Annotated in this window: 21 protein-coding genes; 10 read left to right on the forward strand and 11 right to left on the reverse strand. The window is 46.9% G+C overall.

All coding sequences use genetic code 11. The features are described 5' to 3' along the window. Positions 1 to 18: 18 nt before the first annotated feature. Both CWB99_RS14085 and CWB99_RS14090 read right to left on the reverse strand, forming a co-directional pair. Positions 19 to 1,026: a permease gene (locus tag CWB99_RS14085; protein ID WP_138552997.1), complete on the reverse strand. Its 1,008-nt coding sequence runs from the start codon at positions 1,024 to 1,026 to the stop codon at positions 19 to 21. 117 nt (positions 1,027 to 1,143) lie between these two features. Further along, entirely contained in the window at positions 1,144 to 2,022 is an 879-nt protein-coding gene (locus CWB99_RS14090; RefSeq protein ID WP_249331919.1) for a LysR substrate-binding domain-containing protein, read from the reverse strand. Positions 2,023 to 2,175: 153 nt separating this feature from the next. Here CWB99_RS14090 and CWB99_RS14095 point away from each other — a divergent pair, with 153 nt between their 5' ends. Next, on the forward strand, positions 2,176 to 2,937 hold the full coding sequence (locus CWB99_RS14095) for an isocitrate lyase/PEP mutase family protein (protein WP_138552995.1): 762 nt from the start codon (positions 2,176 to 2,178) through the stop codon (positions 2,935 to 2,937). Here CWB99_RS14095 and CWB99_RS14100 read toward each other — a convergent pair. Further along, the gene (locus CWB99_RS14100; RefSeq protein WP_138552994.1) at positions 2,905 to 3,897 is read right to left on the reverse strand and encodes a LysR family transcriptional regulator; all 993 of its coding nucleotides are present in this window, start codon (positions 3,895 to 3,897) and stop codon (positions 2,905 to 2,907) included. The two genes, CWB99_RS14095 and CWB99_RS14100, sit on opposite strands and share 33 nt — an antisense overlap. Positions 3,898 to 4,056: 159 nt before the next feature. Here CWB99_RS14100 and CWB99_RS14105 point away from each other — a divergent pair, with 159 nt between their 5' ends. The 5 genes from CWB99_RS14105 to CWB99_RS14125 all read left to right on the forward strand — a co-directional run bounded on the left by CWB99_RS14105 (position 4,057) and on the right by CWB99_RS14125 (position 8,073). Beyond that, positions 4,057 to 5,265, forward strand: a complete 1,209-nt coding sequence (locus CWB99_RS14105; protein WP_138552993.1) for an MFS transporter — start codon at positions 4,057 to 4,059, stop codon at positions 5,263 to 5,265. Further along, on the forward strand, positions 5,262 to 5,819 hold the full coding sequence (locus CWB99_RS14110) for a hypothetical protein (protein WP_138552992.1): 558 nt from the start codon (positions 5,262 to 5,264) through the stop codon (positions 5,817 to 5,819). The genes CWB99_RS14105 and CWB99_RS14110 overlap by 4 nt, the downstream gene beginning before the upstream one ends. 4 nt (positions 5,820 to 5,823) lie before the next feature. Beyond that, positions 5,824 to 6,225 (forward strand): hypothetical protein, encoded by a 402-nt coding sequence (locus CWB99_RS14115; RefSeq protein ID WP_138552991.1) that lies wholly within the window; start codon positions 5,824 to 5,826, stop codon positions 6,223 to 6,225. Further along, positions 6,218 to 6,850 (forward strand): SCO family protein, encoded by a 633-nt coding sequence (locus CWB99_RS14120; RefSeq protein ID WP_138552990.1) that lies wholly within the window; start codon positions 6,218 to 6,220, stop codon positions 6,848 to 6,850. Before CWB99_RS14115 ends, CWB99_RS14120 begins: the two co-directional genes overlap by 8 nt. Positions 6,851 to 7,065: 215 nt before the next feature. After that, entirely contained in the window at positions 7,066 to 8,073 is a 1,008-nt protein-coding gene (locus CWB99_RS14125; protein ID WP_138552989.1) for a DNA cytosine methyltransferase, read from the forward strand. On the opposite strand, the gene CWB99_RS14130 is transcribed toward CWB99_RS14125, so the two are convergent. Next, on the reverse strand, positions 8,074 to 8,925 hold the full coding sequence (locus CWB99_RS14130) for a NaeI family type II restriction endonuclease (RefSeq protein ID WP_138552988.1): 852 nt from the start codon (positions 8,923 to 8,925) through the stop codon (positions 8,074 to 8,076). Between the two features lie 279 nt (positions 8,926 to 9,204). Then, positions 9,205 to 9,390 carry a hypothetical protein gene (locus CWB99_RS14135; protein ID WP_010384442.1) on the reverse strand — a complete coding sequence of 62 codons (186 nt, stop codon included), beginning with the start codon at positions 9,388 to 9,390 and terminating at the stop codon, positions 9,205 to 9,207. Positions 9,391 to 9,636: 246 nt separating this feature from the next. Here CWB99_RS14135 and CWB99_RS14140 point away from each other — a divergent pair, with 246 nt between their 5' ends. The 3 genes from CWB99_RS14140 to def all read left to right on the forward strand — a co-directional run bounded on the left by CWB99_RS14140 (position 9,637) and on the right by def (position 11,745). Next, on the forward strand, positions 9,637 to 10,182 hold the full coding sequence (locus CWB99_RS14140; protein ID WP_138552987.1) for an isochorismatase family protein: 546 nt from the start codon (positions 9,637 to 9,639) through the stop codon (positions 10,180 to 10,182). Between the two features lie 16 nt (positions 10,183 to 10,198). Then, on the forward strand, positions 10,199 to 11,161 hold the full coding sequence (locus CWB99_RS14145; protein ID WP_138552986.1) for a GlxA family transcriptional regulator: 963 nt from the start codon (positions 10,199 to 10,201) through the stop codon (positions 11,159 to 11,161). A gap of 68 nt (positions 11,162 to 11,229) precedes the next feature. After that, positions 11,230 to 11,745, forward strand: coding sequence for a peptide deformylase (gene def / locus CWB99_RS14150; RefSeq protein WP_138552985.1), 516 nt, complete (start codon positions 11,230 to 11,232; stop codon positions 11,743 to 11,745). A 71-nt stretch (positions 11,746 to 11,816) separates the two neighbouring features. On the opposite strand, the gene CWB99_RS14155 is transcribed toward def, so the two are convergent. Then, on the reverse strand, positions 11,817 to 12,296 hold the full coding sequence (locus CWB99_RS14155) for an FMN-dependent NADH-azoreductase (protein ID WP_138552984.1): 480 nt from the start codon (positions 12,294 to 12,296) through the stop codon (positions 11,817 to 11,819). A 461-nt stretch (positions 12,297 to 12,757) separates the two neighbouring features. Here CWB99_RS14155 and CWB99_RS14160 point away from each other — a divergent pair, with 461 nt between their 5' ends. Then, positions 12,758 to 13,240, forward strand: a complete 483-nt coding sequence (locus CWB99_RS14160) for a GNAT family N-acetyltransferase (RefSeq protein ID WP_138552983.1) — start codon at positions 12,758 to 12,760, stop codon at positions 13,238 to 13,240. A 1-nt stretch (position 13,241) separates the two neighbouring features. On the opposite strand, the gene CWB99_RS14165 is transcribed toward CWB99_RS14160, so the two are convergent. From CWB99_RS14165 to CWB99_RS14190, 5 genes are all read right to left on the reverse strand, one after another. Next, positions 13,242 to 13,469 carry a hypothetical protein gene (locus tag CWB99_RS14165; protein ID WP_138552982.1) on the reverse strand — a complete coding sequence of 76 codons (228 nt, stop codon included), beginning with the start codon at positions 13,467 to 13,469 and terminating at the stop codon, positions 13,242 to 13,244. Between the two features lie 72 nt (positions 13,470 to 13,541). Then, entirely contained in the window at positions 13,542 to 14,030 is a 489-nt protein-coding gene (locus tag CWB99_RS14170) for a DUF2314 domain-containing protein (RefSeq protein ID WP_171045346.1), read from the reverse strand. Between the two features lie 133 nt (positions 14,031 to 14,163). Next, entirely contained in the window at positions 14,164 to 14,967 is an 804-nt protein-coding gene (locus CWB99_RS14175; RefSeq protein WP_138552980.1) for an SDR family oxidoreductase, read from the reverse strand. 537 nt (positions 14,968 to 15,504) lie between these two features. Beyond that, on the reverse strand, positions 15,505 to 15,672 hold the full coding sequence (locus CWB99_RS24610) for a YciI family protein (RefSeq protein WP_249331922.1): 168 nt from the start codon (positions 15,670 to 15,672) through the stop codon (positions 15,505 to 15,507). Positions 15,673 to 15,788: 116 nt separating this feature from the next. Next, entirely contained in the window at positions 15,789 to 16,154 is a 366-nt protein-coding gene (locus CWB99_RS14190) for a hypothetical protein (protein ID WP_138543209.1), read from the reverse strand. Positions 16,155 to 16,245 lie beyond the last annotated feature (91 nt).

A 16,245-nucleotide genomic window follows, 5' to 3' on the forward strand; every position in this document is an offset into this window, starting at 1 on the left:
AAAAGGACGTGCCATAATTTAAAAAATAAGCGTGTACAGATATCCCGCAGTGATCGCCATCCCAAGCACGACACTCAGAAAAGCCAGGATCATCTGTGTTCTGAAGATGGATTTAAGCAAAATGACTTCGGTCAGGCTGGCACCCGCACTGCCAATGATCAGTGCCATAACCGAGCCCAGTGCCATGCCTTTTTGCACTAAACCGGCACTCAGGGGGATCACTGCCGAAGCACGAATGTAAAGGGGGATACCAATCACGGCCGCAAGGGGGATTGCGTACCATTTATTCTCACCGGCATACTCAACGATGAGCTCCGTCGGCACAAAACCGTAAATGAATGACCCTATGGTGATACCAAGCAACAGATAAGGCAGGGTAGTGCGAAAGTCTTTCCAGGTGGCGTGCCAGATCCGCAACCAGCGATTTTCTGCAGGCATAGCTGCCTCATTCGAGTTTTGCACTGCACAACCGCGCTTCTGGTTAACGGACGTTTGTGAGTCAGCAGGGACGTCTGCACAGCCCGGTTTGTCTGCCTGATTAGCACTACAAGCAGATTGGCTGACCGCAGCCTGATAGGCTTCGTCCCGCACATAACGTTCAAACCCCAGCCGCTCCAGTGCATAGCCAGACACCACAGACGTGACAAGTGCAACGACAAAATAAAATAGCGCCACATCGAGGCCGAATGTCACTATCAATAACCCGATAACAATGGGGTTTAACAACGGGCTGGAAAATAAGAACACGGTAACCGGCCCAAACCCGGCGCGTGCCTGCAACAGGCCTTTGAGAAAGGGTATCGTTGAACAGGAACAAAACGGCGTGATGGCGCCCAGCAGCGCAGCAATCATATAACCCTTGCCTTTACGTGCACTCAGGTTTTCCCGGACCTTTTCTGGTGTGATGTATTCCTGCAGCACACCCACTAAATAACTCACTACAAGAAACAATACAGTTAATTCCGCAGCGAGGAACACAAACATATCGGCCGCTTCTTCAAGCATGACCTGCATTTCTGGTGACATACGTCTCTCCCGATCTAAAACTACATTTCTAGTATTATAGAAATATAGGTTTAGATCAATAGTTATTTCCATAAGTATAGAAATATGGGATTTAAAACCAGTCTTGCCCTATGCGCGTCATATCTCCAGCGCTTTTAACCAGGCCATAAATACCTTCAGGCGGGTTATCCGAGCCGAGTTGGGATCATAAACCAGATAACGTTTTACCGAGTTGGGGTGGGGCAGTTTAAATGGGATCACCAGCTCGCCACTATCGAGTTGACGCTGAAACAGATAAGGCACTGCCAGCGTGACACCGTGGCCATTAGCGACGGCACTGAGTGCCATATCTGTAGAGTTCACATAGGTCCAGTGCGAGTGTTTAGCATAGCCAGGTACTCTATGTGCCTCAAACCACTGGGGCCAGTCATAAGCACCAGATTGCTCTAAGGCGACCAGCCAGGTCGACAGCAAATCGGCAGGCGCCGCTAGTGGCAATGATTCAGCAAGCTGAGCGGAGCACACAGGCAAAACAGGCGATGTGCCAAAGTATTCACACGCTAACGTCGTCGGCGTGTGCTTTTCTACTTCAGTGCCAAACCGGATCGCCAGATCAATGCGGGCGTGTTGTAAATCTTCAAAGCTGGCGGATGAGTGCAGACGAATGCGGATCTGCGGATACAAACTCGCGAATTCCTGCAATCTGGGCATCAGCCACAGGGTATTAAATGCCTGGGTAGAACTGATGCAAAGCTCGCCCGCCAGCTCTTCCTGACGTAAACGATTTATACCCTGACCGATCATCGTTAAGGCAGGTGCAATATGTTCGTGCAAAGTTTCACCCGCCTGAGTGAGCTGCATGTGTCGGCCGGTCCTGACAAATAGCCGCTGCGCCAACTGCTGCTCCAGCAGACGCATTTGCTGGCTGACCGCCGCCTGAGAGATGCACAATTCAGCGGCTGCCAGACTGTAGCTTTGATGTCTTGCCGCACACTCAAAGGTCACAAGCAAATTCATATTTTTAAACACGATAGGGATGCTTCCGAGCTTCTGGAAAGCCGTATTATAAGCTCTGCTTATAATACATGTCGATTTTTATCGTTGGTCTTTTATTTCTCGCAAACGCACTATGTCGCCAACAAAAACAAACATCTGGAAAAGCGAGACGATATGCAACACTTCACACAACTACATCAACAAACAACCCCTCTTTTACTGGCGAACGTCTGGGATGCTGCCAGTGCCAAAGCGGCACAACAAGCCGGATATCAGGCCATAGGTACCTCCAGTGCCGCCGTCGCCAGTGTGTTGGGCTACGAGGACGGTGAACAGCTCCCTTTCGACGAGCTTCACTTTATGGTCAGCCGTATCGCCAGTGTCACCAGCTTACCACTGAGTGTTGATATTGAAGCGGGCTACAGCCGTGACCCACTACAAATTGCAAAACATATTCAGCAACTTGCACAACTGGGGGTAGTCGGGGTTAACCTTGAAGATAGCCTGGTTGGCTCAACACGTACGTTAACCCATGCTGGTGAGTTTGCTGAGTGTTTGGCGTCTGTACGCAGCCATTTAATCACACAGCAGACAGACATTTTTATCAATGTGCGCTGTGATGCCTTTTTGCTGGGTCTGGAAAACGCGCGCGAGGAAGCATTACATAGGGCTCAACAATACCAGCAGGCTGGGGCTGATGGTTTGTTCTTGCCCTGCATTGTCAAGCCCGCGGATATTCAGGCCATCACACATGCGTGTGCACTGCCGCTAAATGTGATGGCGATGCCTGATTTACCCGACATCAATACCCTAGCCGGGTTAGGCGTTAAACGGATCAGTATGGGCAACTTCGCCTTTGAGGGCATGCACACTCACCTTAACACAGCGCTTGAACAGATCCGCTTACAGGGCAACTGTGCGCCCTTGTTCAGCTGATCTGTCAAAGCGGATACGCGCCGGCCAATGCTCGGCCCAGGTATGGGTTGGCGTTTCTTGTTGCACTGCTAAAGCCGCAACCAAAAAATCCAGAAAAACCCGTACTCTGGCAGGCAGGTATTCACGTTTGGGGTAAATCGCAAATACCCCGCCCTCTGGCAAAGGCGCTCTGAACGCAGGGTAGAGTGACACCAATGCCCCAGTTTCCAAACCTGCTTTAGCCAAAAAGTGCGGTAACTGAGCAAATCCCAGACCATCGGCACATAATTGTGCCATGGCCTCACCATCATCGGTAATATGGGTACGATGCAGGTCGCAAAGCTGATAATTTCCCTGCTCATCTGGCAGAAAAATCGGTTGTAGCTGCTGTGTTTCTTTGATCTTAAAGCCTATCCAGGCATGATTGTCAAAGTCGCCCCGACTGCCTGGCGTGCCATGCTGTTCAAGATAATCCGGTGAAGCACATACTAAAAAATCCATCGGACTCAGACAGCGAGCCACCAGACGACTGTCTTTGATAAACCCTGTACGCAACGCCACATCAATGTCTTGCTCGATAATATCCACATGCATATCGTCTAGAGATAACTCCAGTGTGATCTCGGGATAACGCTGACAAAACGCTTTAAGTAACGGGCGCACGTAAAGATGGCCATAGCACACAGCGGAATTCACCCGTAGCCTTCCTCTGGGTGCGTCATTGAGTTGTCTGAGTTCATCTTCACAGCTGGACAGAGCCTGAATGCTCGAACGTACGGTGTGTGCATAATGCCGCCCGGCAGCGGTGATCTTCAATTGCCGGGTGGAGCGCTGAAATAAAGTTACCCCCAGCTCCGCTTCGAGGCGACTCACGGCTTTGCTGATGGTAGAAGGGTCTGTATTACAGACACGCGCCGCAGCCGCAAAGCTTTGTTCCTCACAGGTTGCCAGAAACAGTGTCAGTGATCTCAGTTTATCCATGATAGTCAGTCCTGTGAATTGGGTAAACATCGTCGATATTTGCACTATATCAGCAATTATTCATGAATAGTATTCACGACTCAATGGCAAAATCGCTGGTTTTTCTGTCTCTCGGAACCTCTTAGAGTGATGACAAAGTGACTCAGGAGACGACACACTATGTTACAGCACACTGCAAACCATGCAGAAAACTCAGGGATCCGTTATTTTTGCCTGGCATTCGTTGCCATGGCCGGACTGGCCTATCTCAACTTTTTACCCGCCGTTATGGATGCGCTGGCAGGGGGGATTGGTTTTTCCGCACAGCAGGCCGGTACTTTGGTGGCCAGCAATGGGTATGGCGCATTACTGGGCAGCATCTGCGCTATCTTTGTGGTTCGACATATTGCCTGGAAACCCGCTTTACTGTTCATCTTCATCGCATTAGGCGCTATGGAGCTCAGTACTTCAGCATGGAGCACTTACACAGGTTTGCTGGCTTGGAGATTTATCGCCGGGATACTGGGTGGCTTTAGTGTTGGTATATCATTTGCCATCCTCGCGCGTTTAACGAACCCGGACAGAGCCTTCGGCACCTTGCTGTTTATTCAGTTCAGTATCGGCTCTGTGGTGATCTATGCCTTACCGGCACTTGAGCGCCTGCTCGGTGGCTACGCCGTGTTTTATGTCATGGCAGCACTGATTTTTATTGCTTTGTTCTTTTTACCCTTGCTGCCAGCCTTGCCGGCAGTGCATAACCCCAAACAGCATTCAAAACGTCTGCGCTTAACCGCCAAAAGCGCCCGGTTGCTGCTGGCGATGCAGCTCTATCTGGTTGCAGCCAGCGGGATTTGGGCGTTTGCGGGCCAAATGGGCCTAAGTGCAGGCCGCTCTCAAGTCCAGATCAGCCAGATCATTGCACTGACCGGTTTACTGGGACTGGCAGGCGCAGTACTCCCCATTCTGAAATCAGGTCAGACACACCGCACACTGTGTTTATGTAGCAGCATTTTACTCTCTGTTATGGCTGCCTTACTGCTCATTTATGCGCATTTTAACCTTGTCTACATGCTGGCGTTGGCGCTGTTATTTTTTACCTGGCCCGCCGTACATGCCTACCTGCTCGCCCTCATCGCAGAGCAGGATAGTTCAGGACAGCTTTCATCCGTCGTAGCCGTGGTATCCAGCATAGGCGTGGCATCTGGCCCACTCCTCGGTGCGGCGCTACTAAGTAACGATATCTACACCACTATGCTGTGCACCTTTGCAGCTCTGTTTACCCTTTGTCTGCTCTTGCTACAACGCCCGTTAAAAAGCCCCGCGCAGCGTCACTCACAGCTAAGTGCACCCTCTGACCAGGCTTACCAAACAACCAGGAGTATCCGATGATCAAATACCTACTGAACAAAATGCTCATATCGATGCAAAAAAAGTATGACTACGACGTCGCGTATATGCAGGACATCCTGTGCGCGGATCTGAGCGCCTTTTTTAAATACCTAAAATTTCAGTCCATGGCGGGTTATCGCGGGGGCCTGCCTCCGGCACCTTTATATGCCGCCAGGTTACGCGCCATCTTATGGGACGACTGTGGTCCCTGCACTCAGCTGCTGGTCAATATGGCACTGGAAGCGGCAGTGCCTGCGGCGCAGGTCAGTGCAATCGTCAACAAAGAACTGGCTGCATTACCTGATGAACTCGCTCAGATAGTGGAATTTACTGATCTGGTGTTAGCCCATGATCCCAGTGCCGATGACATTCGCCCGCATATCCGTGCCATGTGGGGAGATCAGGGACTGATTGCGATCGCGTTTAGTATCAGCTCTTGTCGTGTCTATCCGGCCCTTAAATATACCTTAGGGTACGGCAAAGCATGCAGCCGTGTGGTCGTGAATGAGCAAACGCTGACGCCGTCTGACAAAAGCCGTTCAGTAACAGGGTAATGTTATGCGCAATCAAGTCATCACATCCGTCGCCGTTTTGCTTGGACTAGCGGCGCTGGCCAATGGCGTGTTGATGCTGCTTTATCCGCAACAGTGGTACTGGAGTGTGCCCGGTGTACCTGACAGGGGGTTTTACAACCAGCACTTTATACGTGATATCGGTATGTTATATATGCTGATTGGCGGCGCGTTTAGCTATGGCGCTTTTTATGTCCGCTACCGTTTTCAGCTATGGCTGTTTCCCGCTTTATGGTTGAGCAGCCATGCGCTATTTCATTTTTGGGAGGTGCTGGTCGGGATCTGCGGGCCAATTTTTCTGTTAATTGATTTCGCTGGCGTTACCTTACCTGCATTATTGGCGCAGGGGTTGTGCTGGCAAGTAAAGAAGGCTGAAAAAGGTGCATAACAAATACGCACTATTACTCACCCTGCTTATCGGTTGCGGGCTCGGTGTACTGCTCCCGATTACGCAACCAGTGCAACCAGTGCAACCAGTGCAACCAGTGCAACCAGACACCGTACAGGCCATGATACAAAAAGCCGAACGCCCCCTGGCACCATTTGAGCTGCAAAGTGCATACGGCCAGTTTGATCAACACCTGCTGCAAGGGCAGTGGACAATCGTGATGTTTGGATTCACACATTGTCCGGATATTTGCCCAACCGCATTGTCCCGCTTAGCCGCGCTGGAAACACAGTTAACAGCGCTTTCCATCCGCCGGCAGCCCATATATGTGTTTGTGTCCGTCGACCCGGGAAGAGACTCCATCACAGCACTCGAGACGTATGTACGCCATTTCAGCCCTTCATTTATTGGCATTACCGGTCACCCCGACCAACTTAAGTCACTCGCTCAAAGCACTGGTGCACAATTTCAGGTAATTACAGCCCCCGACAACTATCAGGTTGCGCACTCTACCATGATCTTTTTACTTGATCCGACCGCAACACTGAGGGGTCGATTCGATATAAACCAGAACCTGAGTGGGCTCGCTCATCAACTAAACAGCTTCATCAATTCATATCAGTAACTGGTTGATAGGGTGCTTCTCTCTGGCAGTATCATGGTAACTTTATTCAAAAATACTTAAGATATTGACTAGGAATCAAAAAAGCTGACATGTGGGTCCCCCTCATTTTCAATACTTGTGAAGTAACGCTAAATGAGTAAAATTGGCCTCTTTTGTTTGATAAACCCAACAAGCACTGTATACTTAAACAGTGCTTCACTTCAGGGCTGGATTATATGAACAACTCCTACACATCAATAGAGATCTGTGCTGGTGCCGGTGGACAGGCTTTGGGGCTACACCAAGCAGGATTCAAGCATAAGCTATTGATTGAAATAGATAAGCCAGCTTGTAAAACCTTGGAATTAAATAACGATAAGCTCAAGTTAGGGTGGGAAAAAATTCTAGAGGGATGCGTAGAAGAATTCGCTCGTAGTGAATCCCATAATTACAAAGGAACAGATTTAGTAGCTGGAGGTGTACCTTGCCCACCATTTTCTAAAGCAGGAAAACAACTAGGAAAAGACGATGAGCGAGATCTATTTCCAGCAGCATTGGAAATAGTTGAGAAAGTGAACCCCAAAGCAGTATTAATTGAGAATGTAGCTGGCTTACTGGAGCCCAAGTTTGAAGCTTACAGAGCAGAAATAAATTCACATTTGAAGCAGCTAGGCTACTCTACTTTTTGGAAATTACACAATGCATGCGACTTCGGAGTTCCTCAGCTTAGGCCTAGAGTCACATTGGTGGCTCTCAAACCTGAATTTGCGAAGTTTTTTTCTTGGCCAACTGAAGTTATCAAGCCACCAACAGTAGGCGAAGCTCTTTACGATTTAATGGCTTCAAACGGCTGGGAAGGTGCAAACGAATGGAAATTAAAAGCAAATAAAATTGCCCCCACATTGGTAGGTGGATCAAAAAAACATGGGGGTCCAGATTTAGGACCATCTCGGGCTAGAAAAGCATGGAAGGAACTTCATGTAAATGGTTGCCTTATTGGGAATGAACCTCCTGAAAAAGGGTTCACTGGCTACAAAGACAAAGTAGAATACCAAGGCATGCCATTAATTACGGTTAGAATGGCAGCAAGAATACAGGGCTTTCCAGACTGGTGGGAGTTTTATGGGAAAAAAACTCCCGCTTATAGGCAGGTTGGGAATGCGTTTCCTCCCCCTGTAGCTAAGTCTATTGGTTTAGCTATTCTAGATGCGTTAAATAAAGCATCTTGCCAAAAAGTTGCATAACTAGCTATCTGATACGCAAACAAAATGCTCTGTCGTTACACCTGTGAAACCCAAATTTTCAAGCTTAGCTTTATCCTCTCGATTACCTCCCCATAATACGGTTAGCCCTTCAAGGGCTAATATATCCCTTGCCCCACCATTTCCTCGAATTCTTTTCATATAATCTTTTTGCTGTGCAACACATTCAACGAGCCTGCGCCCAATCAATTCGTTCTGAAAACGCCTGAATAAGTTTGCTAATCGAGTACTTCCACCCCTTGGTTCTAAAATTTCTCGCCGGGCACTGTCACTCAAATGTAAAAAGAAGTTTCTAGGCAGTTGTCCATCTTTTACAAGCCACAAGATTTCATTCTTACCTTCTTTCGAAATAGTGCGTTTTCCATCTCTGTTTTTCCCTTTATTCAGAACTCTATCTCTGCATATTATCAGGCCAAACTGAAAAAACGATTTACTATCGTTTGACAGTAACAAAATACAAATTTCATCCACTGCCTCGCTTGGTATTGTCCAGTTAGATCCAATAGTATTTTTTACATCAACCTCTTTCTCGCCAATTAACAGATCTAGTTTTCTACCTTTACCTAACCCAAAGGTGTCACGAAAAACTATCTCAACCTTAGTCCCAATATAAGTTTTCTCCGTTTTTTCTAGCTCATCAATGCTGTACCGGTTTGTTCTTGGCATATCAATCACTTCATCAAGCGCATTTCTTAATATCCCTCCAACAATTGCTTCTAAATCTGAATCACTATCCGAGTATTCAGCAAAAAAGTTGAAAACGCTTATCAAGCGTTCGTTCTCAGGGTGAGCTTTCAAGTAAGCCTCTAAATAAGAATTCCTTTTTAAATTCAATTATTATGTCTCCGTAAAATAAGTTGGAATTTATGTAGTAGCAGTAAATATTGTCCAGTAGAGTGCTTAATTTAGTGAAGTGTGTAAAGGGGCTTTACGCTCTTTGTAATTGAGATAAAGTCTTAGAGATTAAGAAAAAGGCAGCCATTGGCTGCCTTTTTTCGCGATTAATTCGCTTTCTTGATCGCTTTTTTCAGCTTTTTGATTTTCGCTTCATGTTTTGCGATCTTACCAGTACGTTTCTGTACTTCTTTCTTTAGCTTTTTAACATCAACTTTCTTAGCCATCCTGATCTCCTTTGACCGGTTTCTCTTGCTCTGGCTTGTGCTTTTTCACAAACCGCTTAATAAACTTTCTAATCTCGCGGGAAGAGGAGGTATCGAGTTCGTTGCACAAGGCGACAAACTCATCTCTTTGCGCTTTATTTATGCGCACAATTAATTGTGCATCTTTGTTGTTAGCCATGCTCTGCTTCCTGCATCGGAGGTGTATCTCTCACCCCTGTGTATATACAACGTATATACATTATGAATGCGTGTCAACCCGCTTAAGCACATTTTGTCATTACACCTCCGCAGAGCAACTAACATTAACGGCCATATACATCCTCTATATGTCTCAAACCGGCCTCTTTCAGTGCCATAAAAATCACTACACTGCACACTGCACACAGAACACACCTCAATAACCAAACAAACAGGACAGTAAACCATGAATAAAGCACTACTTGTAATAGATACCCAGGACTCGTTCTACCACACTCCTTATTGGTCCGTTCGCGATGTCGCAGACTTCCAGCACAACCTGACTCAGCTGATAGCTGCATTTCAGCGTAATCAACACAAAGTGATCAAAATTCTTCATAGTCGTGACGACGTGCCAGACAGTCCTTTCAATCCAGCCTCTGGGTTTGTGAAGCCTATGGCATTTTTGGATACGCCATTTGATAAAACTTTCCATAAATCAGTACACAACGCCTTTACCGATACAGGGCTTGCTATGTGGTTGAAAAGAAATAACATAGACTGTGTCGCTATCTCGGGCATTCGCACTGAACAGTGCTGCGAGACCACTGCCCGTGTTGCCAGCGATCTGGGCTTCCAGGTCGAATTTGTCACCGATGCGACCCTAACGTTTGATATGCAACATCAGCCGAGTGGTCAACGCTTTAAGGCCGACGAAATCAAGGTCCGTACCGAACTGGTATTGGCTGAGCGTTTTGCCAAGATCTGTACGCTACAAGATTTTGTGCTCTAACTCAGGAAAAGGGAAAATGTCAGCACCGCAACAGTTTTACTTTGTTCTGCTAAAAAACACCTTACCACTCGATTTGGCAGGGCCATTGCAGGTGCTACTGGAAGCCAGGCGTGCAGGGCAATTTATTGATATACATTATGTCAGTGCCGAACGCGAACAGATAATAGATGGCGGGCTGATGCTACATCAGCTCGACCCTTTACCCAGCCAACTGGATGCCAACGATGTGGTGATCTTACCCGGCTGTAATGACGCTTTTGCCACCTATGACAGCTCGGCAGGTCGGGTTACTCAGCAATGGTTGAATGAGCAGGCCAGATATGACCCCTACATTTTGACTATCTGCTCAGGCGCAGTACTCGCAGCAAAAGCAGGGCTAATCAATAATAAAGCCTGCACTACACACTTTGCGCTGATTGAACGCTTCCGCCGGACGTTCCGAGCCAGTAAGGTGGCCGACAATCGTATCTTTGTGCAAGACGGTAAGCTATTTAGTAGTGCAGGTATTAGTTCAGGCATAGACATGACACTGCACTTTGTCTCATTGCAGTTTGGTGAATACATTGCCGCCCGGGTTGCCAGAGAAATGTTAGTGTACTTTCGTCGTAATGGGCAGGATCCCCAGCTCAGCCCCTGGCTGCGACATCGCAACCATATGCATCGAGCTTTACACCAGGTCCAGGACTTGATCTGCAGTCAGGTGGGGTGCTCACATAGCCTACAAACTCTGGCAAGTTCGGTCCATCTCTCAGTTCGCCAGCTTAGTCGGCTTTTTAAACAAACCCTCGGGATCACGCCGGGTGAGTATGTCAGCAGTATTAAAGTAGCACACGCCAAAGCGTTATTATCCGGAAGCAGTATTCAGATAGAAGCCATTGCTGAGGCCTGCGGTTACAGCAGTGCTCGTCACTTTCGGCGGATCTGGAATCAATATGAACCCCAGTCTCCTTCGCAATACCGTCAGGCTCACCAACAGTGAGAATTACACTGGCCTAAGTGCCCTTTACACTTTAAACTCCGAGTTTTCAGATAACTAAAAATAACAACATGCCCGTTTTAGACATCCTAACCGCACCTGATCCAAGATTGCAGGTGAAAGCAAAACCAGTCAGTGATATCACATCAGTACAACCGCTCATCGACGACATGCTCGATACCTTATATGCAACCAGAGATGGAATTGGCCTGGCAGCAACTCAGGTTGGCCGGGATGAAGCGATTGTGATCATCGACTTATCGGAAGCACGTAATGATCCATTGATCCTAATAAATCCGGAGGTGGTCAGTGGCAGTAATAAAGCCATGGGTGAAGAAGGGTGTCTGTCAGTGCCGGACTACTTTGCCAAAGTGGAGCGCTACACAGAGGTTACTGTCAAGGGACTGGACCGTACAGGACAGCCCATCACAGTGCAAAGCGATGAATTTCTGGCCATTGTTATGCAACATGAAATAGATCATTTGTCAGGCAACCTGTTCATTGATTACCTGTCTCCGCTAAAACGTCAAATGGCCATGAAAAAGGTAAAGAAATACGTTAAGGCTCAAAGTAAGCAAAACGCCTAAACAGACAGGGGCTCTTGTCCAGATATTAGCCAGTAATGTTTAATTTAACATAAATGCTGGCTAAGACCGGTTCAGGCGGCGCTACCCAGCCATTGATCAACCTGTGCTTTTGCCCGCTCAGTCGCTAATTCACCGCCAATATGCGGCATACTGATCCCATATGCGGTGATCACCTTAATATTGGCGATGCCAATAAAGCCCAGCACCTGCTTAAGATAAGGTACCTGAAAGTCGACAGCTTGCATCTCAGGCGTTGCCATATCCGCACCCGCACTGGCGATTATCACGGCTTGTTTTCCTTGCAACAGCCCCGATGGTCCCTGCTCTGAATAAGAAAATGTCAGACCAAAACGACAGATCTGATCAATATAGTTTTTCATCAGACTAGTGACACTAAAGTTATGCATCGGAGACGCAAAGACAATGATGTCTGCCTGTTTCAGCTCTTCAATATAGAGTAATGACGGCTGTGGCACTGCGGCTTGTTCAGCTGTTAACGCATCCTGATCACCATAAAAGCTATTGAGGATCTGATTGTCATAAACCGGCAGTGGAAATCAACTTAGTGTACCAGCTCCCTAATATAAAGCTCAGTGTCGACTTTTTTTGCGAGTATATGCACGCACACAAGGCCGATATGGTAAAAACCTGATCCAAACTAACAAATTGATTTATATAGATTGGTTTCGTCTTTTAGAAAAATAAGGTGGTGTATATCAGCGATATCAACAGATCAATATTTTACTAACTATACCTAAGTGTGCGCCAAATCATGGAAGTCGCAAAACTGCGACACAAACCATTCAATTTTTGGGTCGCTTTTACGAGTGCGATGCCAATATAACTTAAGTTGATAGTTAGGTACCGACAATGGTGGAGGTTCTAGTTAGAGCTGCAACCTGTCACATACCTGCAAAGCATAACGCTGTGGCATCGTCAGCAGCACTTTATTCATTTGAAATTTGAGCTTACACTGGGCACCAATCATGTCAACTTTGGAAATCATTTACCAATGAGTATCACCATTCGCCACGCACAGAAAAGCGACGCCGCAACCATTTTACACTTTATCAATGAACTAGCCGTCTACGAAAAGGAGCCTGATGCTGTGCTCAATACTGTCGCTGATATTGAACAAAAACTGTTTGGTGACGATGTACGTGCCCATGCGCTGATCTGTGAGCAAGATGGCGAGGCGATTGGCTTTGCGGTATATTTTTTCAATTATTCGACCTGGCTGGGTAAGTATGGCCTTTACCTGGAAGACCTCTATGTATCTCAGGATCAGCGTGGGCAGGGCGCGGGCAAAGCCCTGATGAAGTTTTTGGCCCAGCTGGCTCTGGAAAAAGACTGTGGCCGCTTTGAATGGGTCGTACTCGACTGGAACAAACCCGCCATCGACTTTTATAACAGTATTGGCGCAAAACCACAGGACGAATGGATCATCTATCGCCTGACAGGTGATGAACTCAGAGCGTTTGCCGAGCAGGAGTGATTTACTGAACGGAAAAAGAAACCAGTTCTCGGTTTAGCTGCATCATATAAGTCAACAGCGCCTGTTCGCCATTGACGTCACTGACACAACGGGCGCGAACAGGAAGCTGTGCGATATAGTGCAGCACATCATCATCCAAATTGTATCGCCACAGCTTTCTGTCAGGGGAAATACCATATAGATCGCGTTCGTACAATGAAAAATAGGGTCGTTCCAGCTTATTAGCCAAGCGACTCACCTCTTTATCCCCAATCCATACCCTGTACGCTTTATCAAGTACAGCCACAGAGAAGTTATCGCTTTAAACATACTTGGCTTGCATTTCCTGAAGTTCAGGAGGCAACTCTACGCCTTCACGCTCGGCGATGGCAAACATCGCCCGCTGCGTGAAGCCGCCGTAGATGTTGCCGTCTTTGTCTGTGATCTGCCAGTCTTCAATGTCATCAAAGTGACAGGTGTAGTTGTGCGCGACCTTCCCCTGGTGTGTTACTGGTGGTGTAACCAAAAACACGCTGAGTTCATCGCCTTTTATGCCTTCAACATGCGCGCCAAGATGCTCCGAAACGCCACAGTCGCTTTCAAAATCTAATTTGACAAAGGCATCCTTAGGAAACTGACGGTACAGTTTTTTAAAGTCTTCCAATGACGCTTTAGCATCTGCCACAGCCTGAAGTAACAAGGGATCGTTCGGATCTGTTTCCAGCGCTGGATAATCCTCTGAGCTAGAGCTATAGCGGTTATGCAGCCAAAAAGCCAGCACAATAAAAACAACAATCAAACCCCAGTACATAAGCCCGGCTCCTTGTAATTGCGACATCTGTTAATTTGAGCTTAGCAAAACAATACGCAGGACAAAAGCCGGTATTGGGAATATACCGGCCAGGTTTTATGCCCGATCCACCAGGAAAGGAGAGTCGTATCATTTAGCTCGATTTAGGAGAGGCGCTGCTACCAGCCAGGATCCCGCCATCTACGTTCAGTTCAATCCCGGCCACATAAGCGGATTCATCTGATGCGAGATACAACACGGCATAAGCAACATCAATGGCACGCCCCATATGACCAAGCGGGATATCGGCAGCAATGCCTGCAATAGCCGCATCGCGGGCTGCTCCTTCTCCCAACATAGCATCCCACATAGGTGTTAAAATGGCGCCCGGATGCACCGAATTACAGCGAATAGGGTAATTTTGCTGAGCACAGTACAACGCAACCGATTTACTATGATTGCGCACCGCGGCTTTGCTTGCAGCATAGGCTGCGGCGGCTGGGATCCCCACAAGTCCAGAACGCGAAGAAATATTCACGATACTGGCCGCACCGGACGCTTTCATCAAACGAATACCATACTTACAACCTAATGCAACACCATCGCTGTTGGTTTGCTGTACGGTATGCCAACTGTTCAAATCCAGATGTTCGGGATCATGTGGCCCATGCGTTTCTAAAAAGCCCGTGATCCCAGCGTTGTTGACCAGAATATCGAGTCGACCAAACTGGTCTTGCACAAAGCGCTCAACACTTTGCCACTGTGCTTCTTCGGACACATCCAGCGGCTGGAAATACGCATTTTCACCCAACTTCTCACAAAGTTTTATTGCCTCATCGGCGTTTCTATCTGTAACAATGACGATTGCTCCTTGTTCAATAAAGCATGTTGCGATCGCCGCACCAATCCCCCGGGCAGCACCTGTTACAAGGGCTATTTTATTGTCTAGTCTGGCCATAATATTCTCCGTTAGTTGATTCCTTGTGAACTAATACCAATTTGCTTAATTAAGTGTTCTATTTTGAGGCGAGAAAATAGGGTCGATAACAAGGCAAAAATTTTGCTATTTAGTTGTTCTAAATGAGAAATTTTTAACGCCGTTAGCGTCCTATTTGCTCCTTCAAATTGAACAGGTATTAAGTGAAATTGGTATAAAAAGGTAAGGCAGAGTAACCAACGCACAGTCGTAGTCAGCCGGACAGAGAAAGCCGCAGCAGGGATATCGTGCAACGCACAAAAGTGGGGTAACTTGAAATGATATCGAAGTACCAAAACTGGCGTGTGGACACCCTGCTAATACACCACGTATTGCGCTCACATCTTGAACGTCATTCATAGTGCTCTGTTCAGCTTTGTATATTATTTGCTGATTTATAGCGTTAGCAGTTGTGATAAACCACTGGCAGTCTTGCTTACTTCAATTTCTGTGATCTCGTAATTCGCCAGCCCGGCGAGGTAAAAAAGGGTCGTTATATAGAATTGCTTCTAACTCAGTTTAGTTCTTTGCCTTAGCGAAAATCATGCCCCCGGTTCTGGGCACTTTTCTGCCAGACGCTAAAAACACACCTTGCTGATAATACTGTTGTAAAAACTGAATATGTGCGGGTAAATGCGCATCAATTTGTTCTAATTCAACCGTGTACGTAATATTGACGATAAACACTCAACACCGCTCCTTGCGTACATTATCAGTTTGGTTGTGTTAAAAACCACCACAAGTGTATAAGTACACAAGCATTTTGTAAACGCTCTTGTTCGATGTTTACCCTGAGCGAAAGGCTATCGGGCGCGCTTAACTTTAGGCGCAATATTAAGTAAAAAGCTGTCTTTGTTGACCAAAAAGCCACAAATGCTGCTGATTACAATAAAAATTCCATACATAGAGCCTATGTAAACCCAATCATTATTTTCAGCCAATAACATCACACAAGTGCCGTCATTTACAAAGAAAACATTCAGCACAGAAAATACAAATACGCTGCGATAATAGATTAGGTTGCCAGTGTGGCTTGCGAAAGAAGAAAGGAGCAGAGCAAATAAGCCCAGGTAAAATCCAATGACCGACAGTGCACCAGTTTGGTAACTAGGGTACAACGCCAACAGGGAGAGAACGATGGCTGACCAACCCGAAATTCGATATAACATGTTCAAATCCTTTGAATATAATTTGTTAAAATTTGTAATCCTAACTCACCCCAAATTATGAGCTATACAGTACCAAATAGCAACCCATATG

The organism is Pseudoalteromonas rubra (genome assembly GCF_005887095.1).
In the GTDB taxonomy this organism is placed as follows: domain Bacteria; phylum Pseudomonadota; class Gammaproteobacteria; order Enterobacterales; family Alteromonadaceae; genus Pseudoalteromonas; species Pseudoalteromonas rubra_E.